Origin of the sequence: Bacillus sp. FDAARGOS_527 (assembly GCF_003812125.1) — a bacterium.
Lineage (GTDB): Bacteria > Bacillota > Bacilli > Bacillales > Bacillaceae_G > Bacillus_A > Bacillus_A paranthracis.
The window spans coordinates 3,155,426-3,175,982 of record NZ_CP033795.1; the positions used below are offsets into that span (position 1 = coordinate 3,155,426).

Annotated in this window: 23 protein-coding genes, 2 pseudogenes and 1 riboswitch; of the genes and pseudogenes, 7 read left to right on the plus strand and 18 right to left on the minus strand. The window is 34.7% G+C overall.

From position 1 onward, the window contains the following. Positions 1-70 precede the first annotated feature (70 nt). Positions 71-1,831, plus strand: a complete 1,761-nt coding sequence (locus tag EGX95_RS18830) for an alpha-glycosidase (RefSeq protein ID WP_000910091.1) — start codon at positions 71-73, stop codon at positions 1,829-1,831. 40 nt (positions 1,832-1,871) lie between these two features. Here the strand turns inward: EGX95_RS18830 and malL are convergent, their stop codons facing one another. Continuing rightward, complete coding sequence (gene malL / locus EGX95_RS18835; protein WP_000415195.1) at positions 1,872-3,548, minus strand: oligo-1,6-glucosidase; 1,677 nt, start codon at positions 3,546-3,548, stop codon at positions 1,872-1,874. Between the two features lie 261 nt (positions 3,549-3,809). Between malL and EGX95_RS18840 the strand changes: the two genes are divergently transcribed. Next, positions 3,810-4,910, plus strand: a complete 1,101-nt coding sequence (locus tag EGX95_RS18840) for an ABC transporter ATP-binding protein (protein WP_000818923.1) — start codon at positions 3,810-3,812, stop codon at positions 4,908-4,910. A gap of 55 nt (positions 4,911-4,965) precedes the next feature. Here EGX95_RS18840 and EGX95_RS18845 read toward each other — a convergent pair whose 3' ends face one another. The 3 genes from EGX95_RS18845 to EGX95_RS18855 form a co-directional block, all read right to left on the minus strand. Further along, positions 4,966-5,475, minus strand: coding sequence for an SDR family NAD(P)-dependent oxidoreductase (locus EGX95_RS18845; RefSeq protein ID WP_000218426.1), 510 nt, complete (start codon positions 5,473-5,475; stop codon positions 4,966-4,968). A gap of 64 nt (positions 5,476-5,539) precedes the next feature. Continuing rightward, the gene (locus EGX95_RS18850; protein WP_000145651.1) at positions 5,540-5,638 is read right to left on the minus strand and encodes a hypothetical protein; all 99 of its coding nucleotides are present in this window, start codon (positions 5,636-5,638) and stop codon (positions 5,540-5,542) included. Positions 5,639-5,812: 174 nt separating this feature from the next. Further along, entirely contained in the window at positions 5,813-6,268 is a 456-nt protein-coding gene (locus EGX95_RS18855) for an RDD family protein (RefSeq protein ID WP_000769088.1), read from the minus strand. 132 nt (positions 6,269-6,400) lie between these two features. On the opposite strand from EGX95_RS18855, the gene EGX95_RS18860 reads away from it, so the two are divergent. Beyond that, a complete protein-coding gene (locus EGX95_RS18860) occupies positions 6,401-6,832 on the plus strand; it encodes a DUF3997 domain-containing protein (protein WP_000758783.1) in 432 nt (143 codons plus the stop codon). Positions 6,833-6,879: 47 nt separating this feature from the next. Here the strand turns inward: EGX95_RS18860 and EGX95_RS18865 are convergent, their stop codons facing one another. Beyond that, positions 6,880-7,644, minus strand: coding sequence for a hypothetical protein (locus tag EGX95_RS18865; protein ID WP_000973892.1), 765 nt, complete (start codon positions 7,642-7,644; stop codon positions 6,880-6,882). Between the two features lie 36 nt (positions 7,645-7,680). Then, entirely contained in the window at positions 7,681-8,409 is a 729-nt protein-coding gene (locus EGX95_RS18870; protein ID WP_001116880.1) for a DUF4184 family protein, read from the minus strand. Between the two features lie 148 nt (positions 8,410-8,557). Between EGX95_RS18870 and EGX95_RS18875 the strand changes: the two genes are divergently transcribed. Next, the gene (locus EGX95_RS18875; RefSeq protein WP_000059970.1) at positions 8,558-8,827 is read left to right on the plus strand and encodes a hypothetical protein; all 270 of its coding nucleotides are present in this window, start codon (positions 8,558-8,560) and stop codon (positions 8,825-8,827) included. A gap of 10 nt (positions 8,828-8,837) precedes the next feature. After that, positions 8,838-9,590, plus strand: coding sequence for an AAA family ATPase (locus tag EGX95_RS18880; RefSeq protein WP_000567994.1), 753 nt, complete (start codon positions 8,838-8,840; stop codon positions 9,588-9,590). A 30-nt stretch (positions 9,591-9,620) separates the two neighbouring features. Here the strand turns inward: EGX95_RS18880 and EGX95_RS18885 are convergent, their stop codons facing one another. The 3 genes from EGX95_RS18885 to EGX95_RS18895 form a co-directional block, all read right to left on the minus strand. Continuing rightward, positions 9,621-10,796: an acetyl-CoA C-acetyltransferase gene (locus EGX95_RS18885; RefSeq protein ID WP_063246707.1), complete on the minus strand. Its 1,176-nt coding sequence runs from the start codon at positions 10,794-10,796 to the stop codon at positions 9,621-9,623. Positions 10,797-10,935: 139 nt separating this feature from the next. Beyond that, complete coding sequence (locus tag EGX95_RS18890; RefSeq protein ID WP_000540524.1) at positions 10,936-11,385, minus strand: NUDIX hydrolase; 450 nt, start codon at positions 11,383-11,385, stop codon at positions 10,936-10,938. A gap of 107 nt (positions 11,386-11,492) precedes the next feature. After that, positions 11,493-11,786: a DUF3928 family protein gene (locus tag EGX95_RS18895; protein WP_000288327.1), complete on the minus strand. Its 294-nt coding sequence runs from the start codon at positions 11,784-11,786 to the stop codon at positions 11,493-11,495. A gap of 160 nt (positions 11,787-11,946) precedes the next feature. Between EGX95_RS18895 and EGX95_RS18900 the strand changes: the two genes are divergently transcribed. Then, entirely contained in the window at positions 11,947-12,564 is a 618-nt protein-coding gene (locus EGX95_RS18900) for an ImmA/IrrE family metallo-endopeptidase (protein WP_000371611.1), read from the plus strand. Between the two features lie 15 nt (positions 12,565-12,579). Here EGX95_RS18900 and EGX95_RS31070 read toward each other — a convergent pair. From EGX95_RS31070 to EGX95_RS18920, 4 genes and pseudogenes are all read right to left on the minus strand, one after another. Further along, a pseudogene (locus tag EGX95_RS31070) lies at positions 12,580-12,750 on the minus strand (DNA-binding protein); the annotation flags it as partial. 52 nt (positions 12,751-12,802) lie between these two features. Then, the gene (locus EGX95_RS18910; protein WP_001167281.1) at positions 12,803-13,471 is read right to left on the minus strand and encodes a DUF1129 domain-containing protein; all 669 of its coding nucleotides are present in this window, start codon (positions 13,469-13,471) and stop codon (positions 12,803-12,805) included. A 13-nt stretch (positions 13,472-13,484) separates the two neighbouring features. Then, positions 13,485-14,252, minus strand: a complete 768-nt coding sequence (locus EGX95_RS18915) for a DUF1129 domain-containing protein (protein ID WP_000950442.1) — start codon at positions 14,250-14,252, stop codon at positions 13,485-13,487. Next, on the minus strand, positions 14,252-14,584 hold the full coding sequence (locus EGX95_RS18920) for a PadR family transcriptional regulator (protein ID WP_000107966.1): 333 nt from the start codon (positions 14,582-14,584) through the stop codon (positions 14,252-14,254). Before EGX95_RS18920 ends, EGX95_RS18915 begins: the two co-directional genes overlap by 1 nt. 195 nt (positions 14,585-14,779) lie before the next feature. Here EGX95_RS18920 and EGX95_RS18925 point away from each other — a divergent pair, with 195 nt between their 5' ends. Then, positions 14,780-15,556: a 3-hydroxybutyrate dehydrogenase gene (locus tag EGX95_RS18925; protein ID WP_000258438.1), complete on the plus strand. Its 777-nt coding sequence runs from the start codon at positions 14,780-14,782 to the stop codon at positions 15,554-15,556. 30 nt (positions 15,557-15,586) lie between these two features. On the opposite strand, the gene EGX95_RS18930 is transcribed toward EGX95_RS18925, so the two are convergent. From EGX95_RS18930 to ltrA, 5 genes and pseudogenes are all read right to left on the minus strand, one after another. After that, positions 15,587-15,748, minus strand: coding sequence for a YvrJ family protein (locus EGX95_RS18930; RefSeq protein WP_000393331.1), 162 nt, complete (start codon positions 15,746-15,748; stop codon positions 15,587-15,589). A gap of 74 nt (positions 15,749-15,822) precedes the next feature. Beyond that, complete coding sequence (mtnA, locus tag EGX95_RS18935; RefSeq protein WP_000109054.1) at positions 15,823-16,878, minus strand: S-methyl-5-thioribose-1-phosphate isomerase; 1,056 nt, start codon at positions 16,876-16,878, stop codon at positions 15,823-15,825. Further along, positions 16,875-18,056, minus strand: a complete 1,182-nt coding sequence (gene mtnK / locus EGX95_RS18940; protein ID WP_000542705.1) for an S-methyl-5-thioribose kinase — start codon at positions 18,054-18,056, stop codon at positions 16,875-16,877. The genes mtnA and mtnK overlap by 4 nt, the downstream gene beginning before the upstream one ends. 91 nt (positions 18,057-18,147) lie before the next feature. Continuing rightward, positions 18,148-18,289, minus strand: a riboswitch (SAM riboswitch). Positions 18,290-18,361: 72 nt separating this feature from the next. Continuing rightward, positions 18,362-18,484, minus strand: a pseudogene (locus EGX95_RS18945) (carbon-nitrogen family hydrolase); the annotation flags it as partial. A 116-nt stretch (positions 18,485-18,600) separates the two neighbouring features. Further along, on the minus strand, positions 18,601-20,433 hold the full coding sequence (gene ltrA, locus EGX95_RS18950; RefSeq protein WP_000914978.1) for a group II intron reverse transcriptase/maturase: 1,833 nt from the start codon (positions 20,431-20,433) through the stop codon (positions 18,601-18,603). Between the last annotated feature and the right edge of the window lie 124 nt (positions 20,434-20,557).

The following is a 20,557-nucleotide window of genomic DNA, read 5'->3' on the forward strand; positions in this document are numbered from 1 at the left end:
TGCAACATATGCTTTAATATTATACTTAAGGGAACAATATGCATAGAGATAGTAAAGGGGGATTTTTTATATGCTTAAAGACGCCATCTATCATAGGCCAAAAGATAATTACGCATACGCTTACGATGAAAAAACGATTCATATCCGAATACGTACGAAAAGAGACGATGTTCAAAGCACCAATCTTATTTATGGTGATCCTTATGAATGGACAGACGGGAAGTGGATTTCTTCAAGTGCACCGATGAAAAAAACTGGTTCTACTGCATTATTTGATTATTGGTCCATTTCCATCGAGCCAAAATTTAAGCGCTTACGTTATGGATTTGAATTAAAAGCAGAGACAGAAACGCTTATTTATGCAGAACGCGGATTTTTTTCCAGCATTCCAAATGATGACGTTGGTAACTTTTTCTGTTTTCCATTTATTCATGCAAATGATGTATTCAAAGCACCTTCCTGGATTAAAGATACTGTTTGGTATCAAATTTTCCCAGAACGGTTCGCTAATGGAGATCATACGTTGAATCCAGAAAACACCCTTCCTTGGGGCAGCGCTGAACCAACTCCAACTAATTTTTTCGGCGGAGATTTTGCTGGTATTATGCAAAACCTCGATTACCTTGTTAAGCTTGGAATTTCAGGAATATATTTCACACCTATTTTCAAAGCACATTCAAACCATAAATATGACACAATTGACTACATGGAAATCGATCCTCAATTTGGCACAAAAGAAACATTCAAAGAACTTGTTGAGGCATGTCATACACACGGTATAAAAGTAATGCTCGATGCCGTATTCAATCACAGTGGATACTTTTTCGATAAATTTCAAGACGTACTAAAAAATGGTGAACAGTCAGCATATAAAGAATGGTTTCATATTCATGAGTTCCCAATTAGAACTGAGCCACTTCCGAATTATGATACTTTCGCGTTTACACCGTATATGCCGAAATTAAACACTGCACACCCGGATGTAAAAGAATACTTACTTGAAGTAGGGCGTTATTGGGTAAAAGAATTCAATATAGACGGTTGGCGCCTTGATGTAGCAAATGAAGTCGACCATAAATTTTGGAGAGAGTTCCGAAGTGAGATAAAAGCATTAAATTCTGAAGTATATATTTTAGGAGAAATTTGGCACGATGCACTTCCTTGGCTACAAGGAGATCAATTTGATGCTGTAATGAGCTACCCTGTTACAAACGCTCTACTGTCTTACTTTGCTAACAATTCCATTAAGGCAAATGAATTTATGAAACAAATTATAGAATCTCTACATTCCTACTCTATGAATGTAAATGAAGCAGCATTTCATTTATTAGACAGCCATGATACACCAAGAATATTGACAACATGTAACGGAGATAAAAATAAGTTAAAGTTACTTTATGTATTCCACCTTTCTTTCATCGGCTCTCCTTGTATTTATTATGGAGACGAAATTGGTATGGATGGCGGTATGGACCCTGATTGCCGCAAATGTATGGTTTGGGATACGAAAGAACAAGATCATCTATTATTTACACATGTACAAACATTAATTTCGTTACGAAAGCAATATAAAGCATTTGGAGGACATGGTACTTTCCAATTCATTGAAGCAAATGATGAACATAATTATATTTCTTATACAAAAACATATGAAGATGAAACTATCTTTTTCGTTTTAAATCCGACTAATAGTGATATTACAGCTTCACTGCCTCTCCATGTTACTGGAAAGAAAATCATTAATATTTATACAAACGAAGAATTTTCAGCGGAAGCAAGTGTATTACAAGTTACACTTCCTCCATATGGATTCTCCATATTAAAATGGTAACCAAAAAAATCCTTATACCAAAGTGGTATAAGGATTTTTCTTATTTCAATTTGAACACGATTGCTTCATACGGACGTAATGTCATGTTATCTATCGGTCCATTCTCTACGTCGTAATTGTGTATAAATAACTCTGCTTCACTATAACTAATGTCCTCAGGCAATTCAAATACACATTCTTCCGCAGTAAAGTTTGCAATAACAAGAAGTTTTTCTTCTCCATACGTTCTTACATATGCAAAAATAGATGGATTATTCTCCAATATTAAATCATATGATCCATACACAACTATTTCGTTATTTTTGCGTAACTCAATTAATTTTTTATAATAATAAAAAATTGAATCTTTATTTTGGATCGCTTGTTTCACATTGATTTCTTTATAGTTAGGGTTTACCGTAATCCAGGGCTCACCTGTTGTGAATCCAGCATGATTTTTATCATCCCACTGCATCGGTGTTCTAGCATTATCTCTGCCTTTTATATAAATAGACTGCATCACTTTATCTATATTTTCACCGCGCTCTATCACTTTTTCCTTATACATATTTAATGTTTCAATATCTCGATATTCATCAATCGATTCAAATCGAACATTTGTCATTCCGATTTCTTCGCCTTGATAAATATAAGGTGTTCCTTTCATCATATGAAGCACCGTCGCTAACATTTTCGCAGATTCAATGCGATACATTCCATCATTACCAAAACGAGATACAACACGAGGCTGATCATGGTTATTCCAATACAGACTATTCCAGCCTGTATGTTCTAATGCTTTTTGCCACTTCGTTAAATTCTCTTTTAAAGTAAGAAGTGAACATGGTTTTACATCCCATTTTCCGCCTTCTCCTGAGTCTAAATCCATATGTTCAAATTGGAATACCATCTGCAGTTCTTTTCGTTCTTCCCCGGTATACAATTTCGCTTCTTCTGTCGTTACACCAGGCATTTCACCAACCGTCATAATATCATAATGAGACAATACTTCTTCATTCATTTCATGTAAATATTTATGAATGTTTGGACCGTTCATAAAATACTTATGACCTGAAACATACCCCTCTTCTTCTGTTTCAACAGCTGGTAATCCCTCTTCTTTAGAAATAAAATTAATAACATCCATACGGAAGCCATCAATTCCTTTTTCTAACCAAAACTTCATCATTTCATAAACATCTTGTCTTACCTTTTCATTATCCCAATTTAAATCTGGCTGTTTTTTAGAAAACAGATGTAAATAATATTCATCTGTCATTTCATCATACTGCCATGCAGATCCGCTAAACGCTGCTCCCCAGTTATTCGGCTCTTTTCCTTCTTTTCCAGGGCGCCATATATAGTAATCTCTATATTTATTATCTTTTGATTTACGTGATTCAATAAACCAATTATGTTCATCAGAAGTATGATTAACAACTAAGTCCATCATAAGTTTCATATTACGTTCGTGCATTTCATGTAATAGCTCATCCCAATCTTCCATTGTTCCGAACTCATTCATAATTTTACAATAATCACTTATATCATAACCATTATCATCATTTGGAGATTCATAGACTGGTGATAACCAAATTACATCAATCCCTAATTCTTTTAAGTAATCTAACTTTGAAATAATACCACGAAGATCCCCGATGCCATCACCGTTGCTATCCATAAAGCTACGAGGATAAATTTGATATACTACACTTTCTTTCCACCACTGTTTTTCCATTATGCTACCCCATTTCATTCATAATTCGATTTTCTCTTTTTAAGGCGCAAACGTTTTCATTAATGAATGATAACAGATTCTATCTTAATTTAAAATAGCGCTTACAACTTTTATTCTTATTTTTCTAAGAAAACATATGAAAATCACTAATAACTATCCAATATATGAAAACGTTTTATTTTTTTGTTTATTTTTTGAATCTATTCGTTTATAATGAACTCAAAGAAAACGTTTGCATAATTATTTCTAGGGGGAAATACCATGGCAGAACTGAAATTAGAAAACATTTATAAAATATATGATAATAATGTAACAGCTGTAACAGACTTCAATTTACACATTCAAGATAAAGAATTTATCGTATTTGTCGGTCCTTCTGGATGCGGAAAATCTACAACATTACGAATGGTTGCTGGACTAGAAGATATTTCAAAAGGAGAGTTTTCAATTGATGGTAAGCTAATGAATGATGTCCCTCCAAAAGATCGCGATATCGCAATGGTCTTCCAAAACTATGCCCTATATCCACATATGAGTGTATATGATAATATGGCATTTGGATTAAAACTTAGAAAAATACCAAAAGATGAAATTGATCGTCGTGTAAAAGATGCAGCAAAAATTTTAGGACTGGAACAATATTTAGATAGAAAACCGAAAGCATTATCTGGTGGACAACGTCAACGTGTTGCGTTAGGGAGAGCAATCGTTCGAGACGCGAAAGTGTTCTTAATGGATGAGCCATTATCTAACTTAGACGCTAAATTACGTGTTGCAATGCGCTCAGAAATTTCTAAGTTACACCACCGCCTTGGTACGACAACAATTTATGTAACGCATGATCAAACTGAAGCGATGACAATGGCTTCTCGTCTTGTTGTTATGAAAGACGGAAAAATTCAACAAATCGGTACTCCAAAAGAAGTATATGAAACACCTGAAAACATTTTTGTTGGTGGATTTATCGGCTCTCCAGCGATGAATTTCTTCCGTGGTAAATTAACTGAAACCGATTTCGTTATAGACAATGCTGCAAAAATTAAAGTAACTGAAGGAAAAATGAAGATATTACGTGAACAAGGCTATGTAAATAAAGACATTGTTTTAGGTATTCGTCCTGAGGACATTCATGATGAACTATTATTTTTAGAAGCTTCACAATCTACTGCCTTCACAACAAAAATTGAAGTTGCTGAGTTATTAGGTGCTGAATCTATTTTATATATGAAACTTGGAAATCAAGATTTTGCAGCACGTGTTGATGCAAGACATACATTTTCACCTGGTGACCAAATTAAACTAGCATTTGATATGAATAAAGCGCATTTCTTTGATAGTCAAAACGAACAACGCATTCGTTAAAAAATAATTTTCATACAAAAAAACCGTCCACATATATTGAGGGCGGTTTTCACTATTATACGAGGGCTTCTACTGTATGAAATGATTGTCCTTTCGTGCTAATAATACCGAAAATCGGTAAGTCACTTAGCACCACTTCTTCTTGCTGTTTCATAAAAGATGACGTTAATTGTTTTATCTCTATCCATACGTCATTAATACAAAGTACATTGGAATCGTTCTCTTGTTGGCGTGAAAATATAGAATCTATTTTATATAAACCAGCATTTTGAAAAAGCATATCAATGCGACTGAATGCATTCAAAGTAATGCTGATTACGCGTTGCCAATCTCCTTGTTTTTCCATATTATAGGATACAAAAAGTGCTTCTCCGCCTAGATTCGTAATTTCCTCCACTGTTGCTTGTCCACTTTCTTGATCAATGTCCGTCACAATTACTTTTGCGCCTTGTTTAGCCAACAAAAGAGCTGTATTACGTCCAATACCGATGCCACCGCCAGTTACGATAGCAACTTTTCCTGCAAGCTTCATTTTCATTACCCCTTCTATAAGTCTTACCGTCATTCAGTATACTCCTTTATGAGATTAGTCTGCAAGCAAGAAAAGTTGCTTACTCATTTGTAAACGGTTACTTTTTTACTCCTTCTTTTTTCTTATTATTACGCTGATCGAAAACTAAACCGATGAAAATTAAAATCCCCCAAAAGATTACGCTACCTCCAGTCACTTCAATTTCCCCCTTATTATATAAACATATTATTTTAATCATTATAACATTTTCTTAATTTTCAATCTATTAAATTCGAAAATGATATAGATTAACTTTTTCCCTATTATATATCCATTAAAATATATTTGTATAACAAAAAGAGACCTTTTTACATAAAAAGGTCTCTTTTTGTTATACAAGACTTATCACTTTCGTTTTTGTAATTAAATCCTGAAAACCACAATTATCTTTGCGGAATAACATCATATATACGTTACATAATATCGGAATTCCAAGCAGTAATATGTTCGGTAATAACAATACAAAAAATCGAATCGTTAATGTTTGTAATGTTAACTTTTCACTCTTCAATGAAATTAATTTTATTCTCGTTACCTTTTTACCAAGTGTTACACCGTTCCAAATAAAGGGTAGCAAAATAAAATATATCGCCATTAATATAAAAACTACTGCAAGATCATATCTATAATCGCCAAAACTAATATTAAAGCGATTAAAAATAGCACTATAATTTCCAGTCATAACAGCTACTACTGCACCATACATAACCGAGATTAAAAACATGTCAATTAGGGAAGCACCTATGCGGTTCATTACAAGCGCTGGACGATGCATCTTTAACTTCATTTTTATGTCGACTCCTTCATATCCTTCTTTACCCGTCTCATCGTACCACTTCTAAAAAACATTGTAAACTAGCGTTTCTCTTACTTTTCTTGTACAATGTGTTACAACAGCATTGTAAAGGAGGTTCCCATATTGAAAAAATGGATAATCCTATTCGTCGCATTCCTATTAGCCGGTTGTGCTGGAAATACAAATCATATAACATATACGATTAACGATGAATACGAACTCATACGTACTTCTGGAAATGCATTTGAACTTTTCCCCACGCAAGATGCTGTATATGCCACACAATACATTCCTGCAAAAATTACAGACATAGCCTGGGATGATAAATACATTATTGCAAAACAAACTGAGGAAAAGTCAGATCCTAATAATCCTGACGCAGCAATTGCAAATAAAAAAAGCGAGCATTATTGGATTATTGACGTAAAGCATAATAAACGTTTTGGCCCCTATAATGAAAAACAATTTCATGAACAAAAAGATGCGTTTAAAATTAAGGTACCTTTTCAAAGTGTAGATTCATACATAGAAGAACAGAAAAAACAGTCAGCATAATAGTTTGAGCGCTGACTGTTTTTTTCTTACATATATTTAAAAACAACTTACTCAGAAAGTGAGATGTTAAAAGTTTGTGGCTCTTTTACAACATCTTGCGTTTCTGTATTTGCTGCGATTACATTATCTGTTGTAAATTTAATATCCTTTACCTTTTCTTTTCCATCATCAAGTATTAGGCCGATAATACCATCTCTTGTTTCACCAGGCTTATAGTCTTCCCTTGATACATTTTTTGTACCAACGAGCGTATCTTCATCATATAAAAAGTTTTGCGTTGCTACTTTAAAATGTTGTTTATCATTAATCGCAACATCATTCATAGAGAAAAATTGTATATTTTTATTCCCGCTATTTTCCACCTTATATGTAATTTCAACGTAACGAATCGTATCACTAATCTCTGTACCACTTAGCGATGCATATAACTCCGCATCTTCTTGACTGACTTTATCTCCTAATCTACGCTTTACTTCTTCAGGAGTTAATGCCGTATATACTTTTAATGTATTTTTTGCATCTTTACTCATCTGTGATAAAGAGATTACTTTCACATCTTGTACGTGAATTTTCATTGGTGCTACTTCAAATGTTTGATTTACTGAATGAATCTGCTCTAACTTAAAAGTACCCCATCCAGTTTCTTTCACTTTTTGTCCTACTTTTTTCAGCTCACGCCCACCATATTCTTTTGTTTCAGGAATAGATTCTTTCTTCTTCGGTTCAGCTTTCTTTTCTTCTTGATGGAAGCAACCACTTAACATAAGAAGAAAACTACATAAAACAAAAATACTTTTCCATGCTTTCATCATATAATTTCTCCTAACACTATCATTCATTAATATTAATTAGTCCTTTGCTTTGTAAACTATAGAAACAATGAGAAGTCCACAAAACGAACTTGTCAGTCCAGATACTATTATACCCCCTATTTGGAAAATATGAAAATAGGGATCTACGAACGCGTGCACGATAAATATAATAGCTGCCACAACAATTATCGAAATCCAATATTTTATTTTTTCCGAAGCTAAAATAAGGTCTTTACCCATTTCATTTCTACACTTCCATAAAACGTATACTAATAACAGAAAACCAATACATGTACTTCCATGTTGCATATATTTATAAACAGAGATACCGTACCATTCTCTTTGCAATAATGGTATTTTCATAACAAAATAGCCTGTCTTATGAGTGAATGCATCCCAAACAACATGCGTTAACATACTGAATAATGCTGAATAACAAAATACAAAGAAATCTTTCCTTGTGTAAAGCCCCCACCTCTCATCTACTGCATATGTATAGTAGCCAGCAAATGGTTTAGGTAAATGTGTTATAAACGGCTTTTTTAAAATGTAGTGATATATGTATGCTAATAAAAATACGAGTGGTAAATTAAAATATAAGAATCCAAGCCACGTATGCCCAATTACACCATACGGTCTAAAGTGTAGGAAATATTCAAAGTCAGGCGCCATACTACCTAATATAAGAGCTGTTACTGAAATATGTTGAGAATACTTTTTTGCAAAAGGAAGAACTGCTGCTGGATGTGCAAATGTAAACGGCATGTTTTAACTCCTTTTTATAATTACAATAGATTACATACTATCATAACGACATGAATAATCTCCATGCAATATTTATTTTCACATTGGAATATGATAGTTTAAATGATATAATCCACATAAAATATTCAGAAAATAAGGAGGGATTCACGTGTCATTAACACTTGTCTTTTTTCTTGTTCTGTTTACCTTGTTTTTAAGTACATACATTGGCTTCTATCTATGGAAGCACTACAAAATTATAAAATATATACCTGCTCTCGTTGGTTTTATAAGCATTCTTTTTATTTTCATATGGAAGAGAATGACTTTCGGCTGGGAAGGTCTTGGCTTTGGCGCACTTCAATATACAATACTATTTGCAAGTTGTCTTACCCTTGTATTTGCTGCTTTTTTAGAATCAAAATCCGTTATGAATTGAGGTTTCTATATTGATTGACGTACCCTTTTTACAAAATGTCACATTAAAAAAAGAAAATATCCCTAGTTTCTCCGCATATCCTTACTGTTTACCCGCTATTCGAACATTACAATCACTAGCTTTCCATCCAAATGTAACATTCATTATTGGAGAAAACGGAACGGGGAAGTCAACATTACTCGAAGCGATTGCAATTGCTTTAGGATTTAATGCAGAAGGTGGAACGAAAAACTTCCGTTTTAGTACAAACGATTCACATTCATCTTTACATGAACATCTTCGAATTTCCAAAAGTTTCAATACACCAAACGATGGTTTCTTTCTTCGTGCTGAATCGTTTTATAATGTTGCTTCTTATATTGATGAAATGGATGCCGATTCAGAAGCACGTGGAAATCCAATTATTGACTCATATGGTGGTACTTCACTACACGCCCAATCACACGGTGAGTCATTTTTCTCCTTATTTATGAATCGTTTTTCAGGACAAGGCTTATACATTTTAGATGAGCCCGAGGCCGCTCTATCACCAATGAGACAACTTTCTATGCTCATTCGAATGCATGAACTAGCGGAACAAGGTTCACAATTTGTTATCGCAACGCATTCTCCTATTTTAATGGCTTATCCCGAATCCACTATATATTCTTTAACACAAGAAGGGATTCATGAATCCACATTAGAAGAAACTGAGCATTACCAAACGACGAAACTTTTCTTTGAAAATCGTGATCGATTATTTCATCATTTATTTGAATCATAAAAAAAGAAGCAGCGATTGCTGCTTCTTTTTTTATAGTGCTTCTATAAATAATGCTACCCCAATACCGCCGCCGACGCATAGAGAGGCAATTCCTTTTTCTAATCTGCGTCTTTTCAATTCATGAATTAAGCTTACAGTGATACGAGCTCCTGTACAACCGATTGGATGTCCAAGTCCTACACCACTACCGTTTACATTCACCTTTTCACGATCTAAACCTAATTCTTTCTCTACAGCTAAGTATTGTGCAGCGAAAGCTTCGTTAATTTCCAGCAAATCTGCATCTTCTAATGACCAATCTACTTTTTCTAACCCTTTACGAATTGCTGGTGCTGGTCCAATACCCATAATTGTTGGATCTACTCCAGCTACTGAATATCCAACAATTCTAGCTAACGGTTGTAAGCCTTTTTCTTTCGCTTTTTCTTCGCTCATTAATACTAGAACCGCACTTCCGTCATTCAGGCCAGATGCATTCCCTGCCGTTACAGATCCGTCTTTACGGAAAGCTGGTTTTAATCCTGCTAATTTTTCTGCTGTAATGTCAGCACGTGGATGTTCATCCTTTGAAAATACTACTTCTTTTCTACGTTCTTTTATTGTAATAGGAACAATTTGATCGTCAAAGTATCCAGACTCGATTGCCTTCAATGCCAATGTATGACTACGAAGCGCAACTTCATCTTGTTCCTCTCTTGTAATTTCATATTGTTCAACTAAATTTTCCGCTGTTTCCCCCATCATAATATGATGAATTGGATCTTCTAATACTTCCCACACCGTATCACGAATTTCTCCGTGTTGTAGGCGTTGTCCCCAGCGGTGTTGTTTTAATGCATAAGGGCTTGAACTCATTGCTTCTACTCCACCTGCAACGACAACTTCACTTACACCTAATTGAATTTGCATTGCAGCCGACATAATTGCTTGCATACCTGAAGAACATTGGCGTTGGATTGTATAACCTGTAACTGTGTCAGGAAATCCTGCCGCTAATGCAGCCGTTCTTGCCGTATTTGCTTCATCAGTTCTTTGAATACAATGACCTAAAATCACTTCATCAACTTCGTGTGGTTCTACCCCGCCTCGTTTTACAGCTTCCTGAAGTACAGGAACAGCTAATTCTACTGGCGTTACATTTTTTAGCGCTCCCCCAAAAGTTCCAATTGGCGAACGAACTGCCGCTGTAATAACAACATTATGCATTTTGCACTTGCCCCTCTCTTATGTACCCTAGTCAGTTTTTAGGTGAAATTCCATAAGATGTATGTCTACACCTATCATACTATAAACATACTAAAAAATCAAAATATTTAATATAATAAAAATAGAAGGAATTAACCTTCTATTCTGTTAATGCATATAGAAATTTTTGTAAAATTTTCTCAGTTGTTTTATTCAAATTCGGTAACTTATCTACAGGAAAATATTGAAGCTGTAATCCTTCATGGTCAAGCCTTAATTCCCCGCTCACATGATGCCCCTGATACAGATGAATGACATTAAAAATTTCATCTCCATTTGGATATTGGAAGTACACTTCTTTTCCCGAAAGAACCCCGATAAATTGCATAATTTTCGCATTTAGTCCCGTCTCTTCAAATAGTTCTCTACGAGCAGTTTCTTCTGTCGTTTCTCCTAGCTCCATCGCTCCACCAGGTACACCCCAATCATATGTATCTGAACGATATTGAAGCAATACTTCTTGATTATCATTTAAGATAATAATTGCTGATCCTACTAGAATAAGCGGCCTTGTACCAACGACTTTGCGTAACTCTTCAATATACCCCAATATGTAAACTCTCCTTTCCTCACCCTCCCTTATCATAACAAAATTTTTCTCCTTTTGTTGATGTAATTTTAAAGAAAAAAGGAAGCTTTCGCTCCCTTTTTTCACCTTTATTTCTTAAAACTTTCATATTTTACAGCTTCAAAAGCTTCTTCTATTTCATCATTACGATAATGGACATATGTAAAACGCCCTAATTCTACTAATCTTGCTATTTCTTGTAACGCTTTATGTTGCTCATATGTTTCCTCAAGCTTAATATGTACATAAAATTTCATTAAAGGATGTTCATATAAAGGTTCTCCCACCTCTACATATACATCTTCCACCCCTTGTACAACTCTTACATAACTTGCAAATTGATACAGTGCTTCTCTGTCTGAAACGATTTTTAATGTATACATATATTCTCCCCCTTTCCTTTACTATATCAAAAAGACAGCCAAACCATGTTATAGAACTATGAAATTTTTTCGACTTGTAATAAACAAGGCGTTTATCCATACATAGGATCTTTTCCCAACATATATTATAGAAAGAATTTTTTCAGTTGAGGTGTTCCTTATGGATCCATACGTCAATATATGTATTTGCATTACGCCAGGCGCCGATATTTCTGATGACCGTATTGCAAAAGATTTAGCAGTTGCAGAGTCAATTTGGCACCCCATTACATTTCAAATTCAAGAAGTAATTGTTTTAAATGAACTTTTTCGTTTTTCTGACCGTGAAATTAGTTATAAAGATTCTATTCAAAGTCAGGAAAAATTAGCATCCTTTTTTCAAACTTGTGTAAATGAAGCTCCTGCATGCGACCTTTACATTTGTTATATTGGCAGTGATTATTTCAAAGAAACAGCAGTAATTGCCTGTGCCTACTCTTTAGCAAAACAACAGCAACTTACAGGGTATATCGTTTTAACAAACTCGGCTGCTCCTATGAAAAATATATATACGCTCGCTCATGAAATTGGTCATATTTTATTTACAAGACGTGTTCACGGAAAACTTACTCACGCAGATCCTCATTCCCCAACTGGCTCGGAGCACCATCCTTCTCCAACAAATCTTATGTATCCGATAGTCCCACGCCCTGAAAATGTTCCTATTCAATCCCTATTAACGAACGAACAAAAAGCACTCTCTTTACAAAGCTCTTTATTGCAAAGAAAAAAACAGTAACGATTTTGTTACTGTTTAAAACAATAGATTCCAATCAATAAACCACATTCCGGCTGCAACGGATGCAAATATACAACTAAACATAAATACAATTACTCTAAAAATCTCTATATAATATTTCTTTGGAAATATTTTTTTGCATATCCAGAGCAGCCACTTTCCTATTAAACCGAAGAACAAAACATATCATAATATACAGTATAATTATGATTATCCTTTGTATTTCTAGAGCTTCTTCTTAGAAATACACTCTTACTATTTGTTCAACCATAAATATCATAAAAATTGGGATTCCTAAAACAAGTAAACCAATCCAACCAAGAGACCGAACATTCACAATCGTTGTTATCAATAGCATAACTCCTCCAATTAAATATCTTCCTAATTGAGGGAGTTCATATAAAGGCAAACTGTACCAACCCTTTAAGAACATTATTAATATTGGTAAATAAGTGAGTATTACTGCTCCAAATAGCAGTAAGCCTTTTTTCAACATACTCCTTTGAAAACTAGCACCTCTTAAAAATAAAACCCCTCCCATAATCATTAACAGTAAGATAACCGGATATCCGATTAATCCTATTAAAGAAATGGTATAAGGTTCATTTAAATTTCGAAATAAAAGATCTGGAATAGTCCAATAGCATAATATACTCATAACAGCTGTAGCTAGCCATCCTAAATTCCGTTTATAATCAACTTGCATTTCTTTTACAAGTTGATTTGCATATTCCTTTGGTGAATCACCAAATATATCCTCTACATTCTTGCCTCTTTTTTCACCTTCTATTAAATGAAGCTCTGCATCTTCTAAAAAGGCATCCACATCTTCTTCTTTCATTCCTTTTGTTGTTAAATACACTTTCGTATCGATTAAAAACTTTTCTCCTTCTTTAGAAATCTGCATGATACTCCCTCCCTTATTTAATCGCTTCTCTTCTATTCGTCTTCATCATAATTTCAACAAAAATTAAAATAAACAAACTTCCGTATAAACATATAATTTGAAATAACATTGGAACAAGGTCTTCTGATGTAAATGTTTTAAACACTAACATAATAGAAAGCGGGATGATTAAATATAAGTTTTTAAACCATCCATTAAAATATATATTTATTGCTACTGTAATGATGAAAATACTACCAGCTAATATATAACTTTGCATTTGGGTGAATATAAACATTTTTGTAGGATAAATCACATCTAATATCGTTACAGCCCCTATTAGAAACATTGGTGCGATTATGACTAACGACCACATAGCAAACCATGTTTTTGTAAAACTTGTTACGAAGGTCATTTTGCGAAGTAGAAAATTAGGACCTATCACAACTAAAATCAATGACAAACTATATCCAACGCACTGAATAAGTGACATCTGTAATAATCCGTTATTCACTATTAGGATAGAAGCAATAATCCAAAACGATACGATATTCATTACTGTAAAACCAATTTGCTTCCACGTTTCCTGTCTATCCCTTTCCATCACTTTTACAAGTTCATTTGCATATTCTTTCGGTGAGCTTCCGAAAATTTCTTCTACACTTTTCCCATCACTCTCACCTTCTATTAAATGAAGTTCTGCGTCTTCAATAAAGCTTTCAATATCGCTTTCTTTCACACTCTTTGCAGTCAAAAACAATCTCATATCTAATAAAAATTTTCGTGCTTCATTTGATAGCATTATTTTCTTCTCCCCTTCCCTTCAAGTAGACGTTCCACACTACTTTGCATCGCTTCCCAGCGATCCATAAATTCATCCAGTGCATCTTCGCCATTTTCTGTTAACGTATAATACTTCCGTTTTGGACCAGATGGGGATTCCTTCATTACACTTTTTATGAATCCTTCTTTTTGCATTCGTATTAATAACGGATAAATACTTCCCTCACTCGCCATTGTAAAGCCATACTTTGCTAGCTTCTCACTCATTTCATAACCGTATATTTCACCTTCAGAAATAATAGCAAGTAAGCATCCTTCTAAAATCCCTTTCAGCATTTGACTTGTCGACATAATTCAAATCCTCCTACTATCTTGTTTTACAAGATAGATAAGCGTAAGTATCTTGCTTTACAAAATAGTATAGCAGAGACTATTTTGCAAAACAAGATAGCCAACAATATTTTTCCAAATCTTTGCAGGATTTTTCTTATCCACTCTCTAAATAGAGCAATATGAGAACTTTATTACGAAGGGATGTTTTTCATCATGGTTACAAATCGAGTTGTTTTTTTAACAGGTGCTGCAAGTGGTATTGGATATGAAATGGGAAACGCTTTTGCAAAAGAAGGGGCAAAAGTTGTTATTACCGATCGTCTTGAAGAACGTGCAAAAGAAGCTGCTGAACAACTACAAAAAGAGGGCTTTCAAGCTATCGGCTTAAAATGTGATGTTACATCCGAAGAAGAAATAGAAGCATCCATTTCTCAAACTGTTACTCATTTCGGTTCATTAGACATATTAATTAATAACGCAGGCATGCAACACGTTTCACCAATTGAAGATTTTCCAACCGAAAAATTCGAGCTACTCATTAAAATTATGCAAATCGCTCCTTTTATCGCCGTTAAGCATGCCTTTCCCATTATGAAAAAGCAAAAATATGGCCGAATTATTAATGTAGCTTCCATTAATGGCCTCGTTGGATTCGCTGGAAAAGCTGCTTATAATAGCGCAAAACATGGTGTAATTGGATTAACAAAAGTTGCCGCTTTAGAAGGGGCTACTCACGGAATTACTGTTAATGCGCTTTGTCCCGGTTATGTCGATACCCCTCTCGTACGGAATCAATTACAAGACTTGGCCACTACACGAAATGTACCACTTGAAAATGTTTTAGAGGATGTCATTTATCCACTTGTCCCACAAAAACGCTTATTACAAGTACAAGAGATTGCTGATTATGCGATGTTTTTAGCGAGCGAAAAAGCTAAAGGTATAACTGGACAAGCTGTCGTTATCGATGGTGGTTATACTGCTCAATAAAAAATAAAGTTTGCTCACGAAGAGCAAACTTTATTTTTTATCGCGAGGATCATCATACTGTAGTAATTGCCGTGGCAACTTCTCTATTGCAACAATTACCCCATCTAATTTACTTTCAATTCGATGAAGTAAATATAATGTTACAACAATTGGAAACCCTACATTACCTATCATCTTGATCCACTCTTCCATCTTTTTCTCCTCCCTTCATTATATAAATAAGAAAAAAGAACACATTTAGGCATAGAAAAACAAGCTATTATGTATTAGCTTGTTTTTTCAAACAATGATGCAATTTCTCGCTTATAATCTCCACGTATAATACCTTGCTCAGTAATAATACCTGTAATTAATTCATTCGGTGTTACATCAAATGCAGGATTATAAACAGTAGTTCCAACTGGCGTTACCTGTTTCCCAAAAATTTTCGTAACTTCTGTTTCATCTCTTTCTTCAATAACAATTTCTGCACCTGTTTGTTTCGTAATATCAAATGTAGATAGTGGAGCTGCAACGTAGAACGGGATATCGAAATACTTTGCTAATATAGCTAAATTCATCGTTCCGATTTTATTTGCTGTATCCCCATTTGCGACAATTCGGTCCGCTCCTACAATAATTGCGTTGATTTCTTTCGTTTGAATAGCATGAGCTGCCGTATTATCTGTAATAAGTGTTACATCAATACCTGCCTGTTTTAATTCCCAGGTCGTTAAGCGACCGCCTTGTAAAACCGGTCTCGTTTCACATGCATATGCATGTAAATGTACACCTTTTTCTTTCCCAATATAAAACGGTGCTAATGCAGTACCATATTTAGCAGTTGCAATACTGCCAGCGTTACAAATTGTTAAAATGTTATCACCGTCTTTAAAGCATGTTAATGCATGTTCTCCAATACTCCGGCATACCGCTTCATCTTCTTGCTGAATACGAAGCGCTTCTTCTTCTAATATTTTTTGCGCTTCTTTTATTGTAGTAATTTCTTGAATAGATTCTCTCATACGATCGATTGCCCAAAATAAATTGACTGCTGTCGGGCGTGACGTCCCTAAATAATTACAATCTCTATTAAACTTCTTTTGAAATTCTTCAATATGTAAAGTAGTATATTTTTTTGATGCAAGCGCCAAGCCAAATGCAGCTACAATTCCAATTGCAGGTGCTCCTCGTACTTCTAGCATGACAATACTTTTCCATACCTCTTCAATCGTCGTTAATGTTTTGTATTCTGTGCTATGCGGCAACTTTGTTTGATTTAATACTGCAATGGCATCACCTTTCCAACTGACAGACCTCGGAATCGTAACAACTGTACTCATGCTTTTACCCCTCCAGAAACTGTCTGTTGGAATAATGCTCGGAACAGTTGAATATCAGCGTTCTTAGATTCATATTTTATTAGTTCTCTACCTAAGGATAACGCTTGTTTCTTAGCTTGAATTCTCGTTTCTTTATTTGCTATTTCATCTAAATCAGCTACATGTGCTAAGCCAATTGTTCTTCGGATAAGCTCACATCCAGCAAATCCGACCACATCCGTAAAAATATTTTGCAAAATAATCGGCAACCATTGTTTCTCTTTCGTATATGCTTCTACACCTTCTCCAATCCATAACTTCGTAAAAGTGTCTACGAAATAGCTCCATGTTTTCTCAATATGGAAAAATAGCACACTTCTCTGTTCTTCCTCTCTAGATAGAGCATTTAATAATAGATTTGCAATAAATTGCCCGATGTCAAATCCAAATGGACCGTACGTTGCAAATTCTGGGTCAATCACTTTCGTTTCAGAAGGTGATGAAAAAATACTTCCAGTATGTAAATCTCCATGAATGAGTGCCTCTTTTCTCGTTAAAAATTTATATTTATATTGCGCTACTTTTAGTTTTAAAGTTTTATCACTCCATAGTTCATCTACAGCCAATTGTAACTCCGACTCATAATCATTCGTATCGTAATGCCCAAACGGATCTGTAAACACTAAATCTTCTGTAATTTTGCAAAGGTCTGGATTTACAAATGTACCTTCTAGTACCCTTTTCTCTTCTGACTGTAAACCAAAATCTGAAGTATAAAATAAAACATTCGCTAGAAAACGACCGATATGCTGGGATAGAAGTGGATACTCTTCTCCATCTATTAATCCTTTTCTTGTAATAGTTAATTTTGATAAGTCTTCTATGATTGTTACCGCTAATTCTTCATCATGACTATACACTACCGGCACATATTCCGGCACATACTTTGCAAAAATTTGCAGCGCCTTACTTTCAATCGTCGCTCTTTTTATAGACAACGGCCAGCTCTCACCAACTACTTTCGCATATGGTAGTGCTTGTTTTATTATAATAGACTTCTCTCCATCATCTAATTTGAACACGTAATTTAAATTTCCATCTCCAATTTCATGACAAACTACATTTGCTTTCTTTTCAAAATAGCCATGTTCTTTCGCATATTGTACAGCGGTTACTTCTGTTAATGAATAATATCCCATCGTCTTCTCCCCCTTTTTTTAATTCAGAGGTTTTTCTAACACAGAAAAACCTCTTTCCACTAAGAAAGAGGTTTGAAGTTTATCTTCTCCCCTCTTATCTGCCAGAAAGTTTTACTTTCTGCTGGAATTAGCACCGTGCCTTTTGGCGTCATAAACGCCCCATTTCACAATGGTATTACGGTCGGTTGCTGGGCTTCATCGGGCCAAATCCCTCCACCTGCTCTTGATAAGAGTTGTATAATTTTTTAGAATTTTTAACTTTATGTTGAAGACTATACCAAGAATAAAAATCACTTGTCAACATTTTATTTGTATAATTCTGGACGTCGATCCGCAAAAACTGGAATTCCTTTGCGTACTTCTTTAATTTTCTCGAATGTAAGCTCTCCAAATAGAATTGATTCTTCTTCATTTGCTTCTACAACAACTTATGATGATAGGTAAGGCTTTGATGTAATCTCCACCTTTTCCCCCACCTCACACCGTACGTGCTAGTTTCCTAGCATACGGCGTTCCATCGTTTCCAACTGACTTTAAAATCAAATTATGTTACTATCGGTTCATTTCCAGCTTTAGTTCTTAGCACATTCAGTTTATCCATTTGTTTCTTGTTAAGTTTAAAAGACCGAAGGTAATGTGTAATCTTATTAAGATTCGTCATGTGAATCAGTTTGTGTATAAACCAATCTACAATTACCAAGTTGTTGTACTTGTCATCCCCACCTTGTTTAATGGGAACAATGTGATGACAATGAACACGTTCAATACCAATTTCCTCACCAGTTACATAACACTTACCATATTGAGCAACGTATTTTGATATCCTATTATCGTTGTACTCAATACTTTTATTCTTCGAATAAGTCCTCATAACTTGGTTGAGAACATCCTTAGGTATTGCCTTAAGATTACTATGTACTTTATTACGCCCCGTTTCCGTATAGTTACAGATAACCTGCGAAAAATTCCACGGGTTTTTATGATGTATTCCTGTAACTGGTAAGAGTGGAGTGTTCTGTACAACGTAAATCTTAGTGTTAGGTTGTATTCCTTTGGTCTTCCTTTTAAAATTCACAGATGTTTCACAGAACTTCATGTGCTTCATATTGTTTCTAAGTCTGGTTCTTATGACTCTTCGCAGAGAGTAATTTACCTCCGTTAAATCCATGTAAATTGTAACCGCATATTTAAAGTAATTTTGTATACCAAGAAGGGTTGAATTAAATTGAGTAACTTTCTCTGAAGTGGGCTCCTTTTGAATTCCTTTGATTCGTTCTTTTAGTTGTCTTTTAGCTTTTGTAATAGCTTTGTCGGACATACTGGTTTTTGCAATATATCCAAATTTAGCTTTACCTTGTTTAACCACTTTGATTTTGAATCCAAGGAAAACTGACGAGTTTTTCTTGAGATTAACCACTTTGGACTTTTTGGGGTTAATTTCTAATCCCAAGCGGGATTTGAGAAAATCAACTGTCGCATGATAAAAGCGTTGTGCTTCATCATAAGTCCGACACATTATTTTGAAGTCATCCGCGTATCTCACTACATAACCACATTTTAGATTCGTGTACTTCCTAGCATATTGTCGAAACCCTAAATGCCGAGTAGAGATTCTGTGAGGTTTGTAGGTTTCCCATTGGCTACTTATCCACCAATCAAGTTCATTTAGAACAATGTTGGAAAGTAAAGGAGAAATAATTCCTCCTTGCGGAGTACCCTTATTGGGAATACCCTCTCCTTCTATCTCAGATTTAAGGATTTTTGAAATAACACATAGAAGTGATTTGTCTCTTATTCCCAGAGTCCACATTTGCCTTAATAGCTTTTTGTGGCATACATTATCAAAGAACCCCTTAATGTCAATATCAACACAGTAGTGTTGGTGACCTATGTTAATAAGACTTACAACTCTACTTAGTGCATGGTGTGTACTTCTGTTCGGTCTAAATCCATAACTATGGTTATGAAACTTAGCTTCACAAATAGGTTCCAATACTTGGAGGATAGATTGTTGTACTAATCTGTCCCAAATTGTTGGAATCCCCAGGGGTCGCTTCTTATCACTGCCCTCTTTTGGGATAAGGACTCTTTTAACTGCTTGTGGTTGATAGTTATTTAATCGTTTCCTAACTTCATGAATAATCTTTGTATCGTTTAGGTGCCAAATATCTTTAATGGTTAAATTGTCAACTCCAGCCGTGTTACTCCCCTTATTAGTTTTGATGTTGCGGTATGCTAATCTAATATTTTCTTCCGAACCGATAATATCAATTAATTTATAGAAATTGTTACCATTAAGGCTATTAGAATATAACTCATCATACTTTCTTTGCATGTCGTAATATTCACTGTGCCTTAGTTTAGTTTTCTTTAACATGGGCTGTAACCTCCCCTTATTTACTGGAGGTTTACATCTCTTTAGTCTTACTCGAAACCATGTCAACCATAAGTAACAGTCAGTTTTCAATCGACTAGTGGCTATCCCTCCACGTTCATTACAC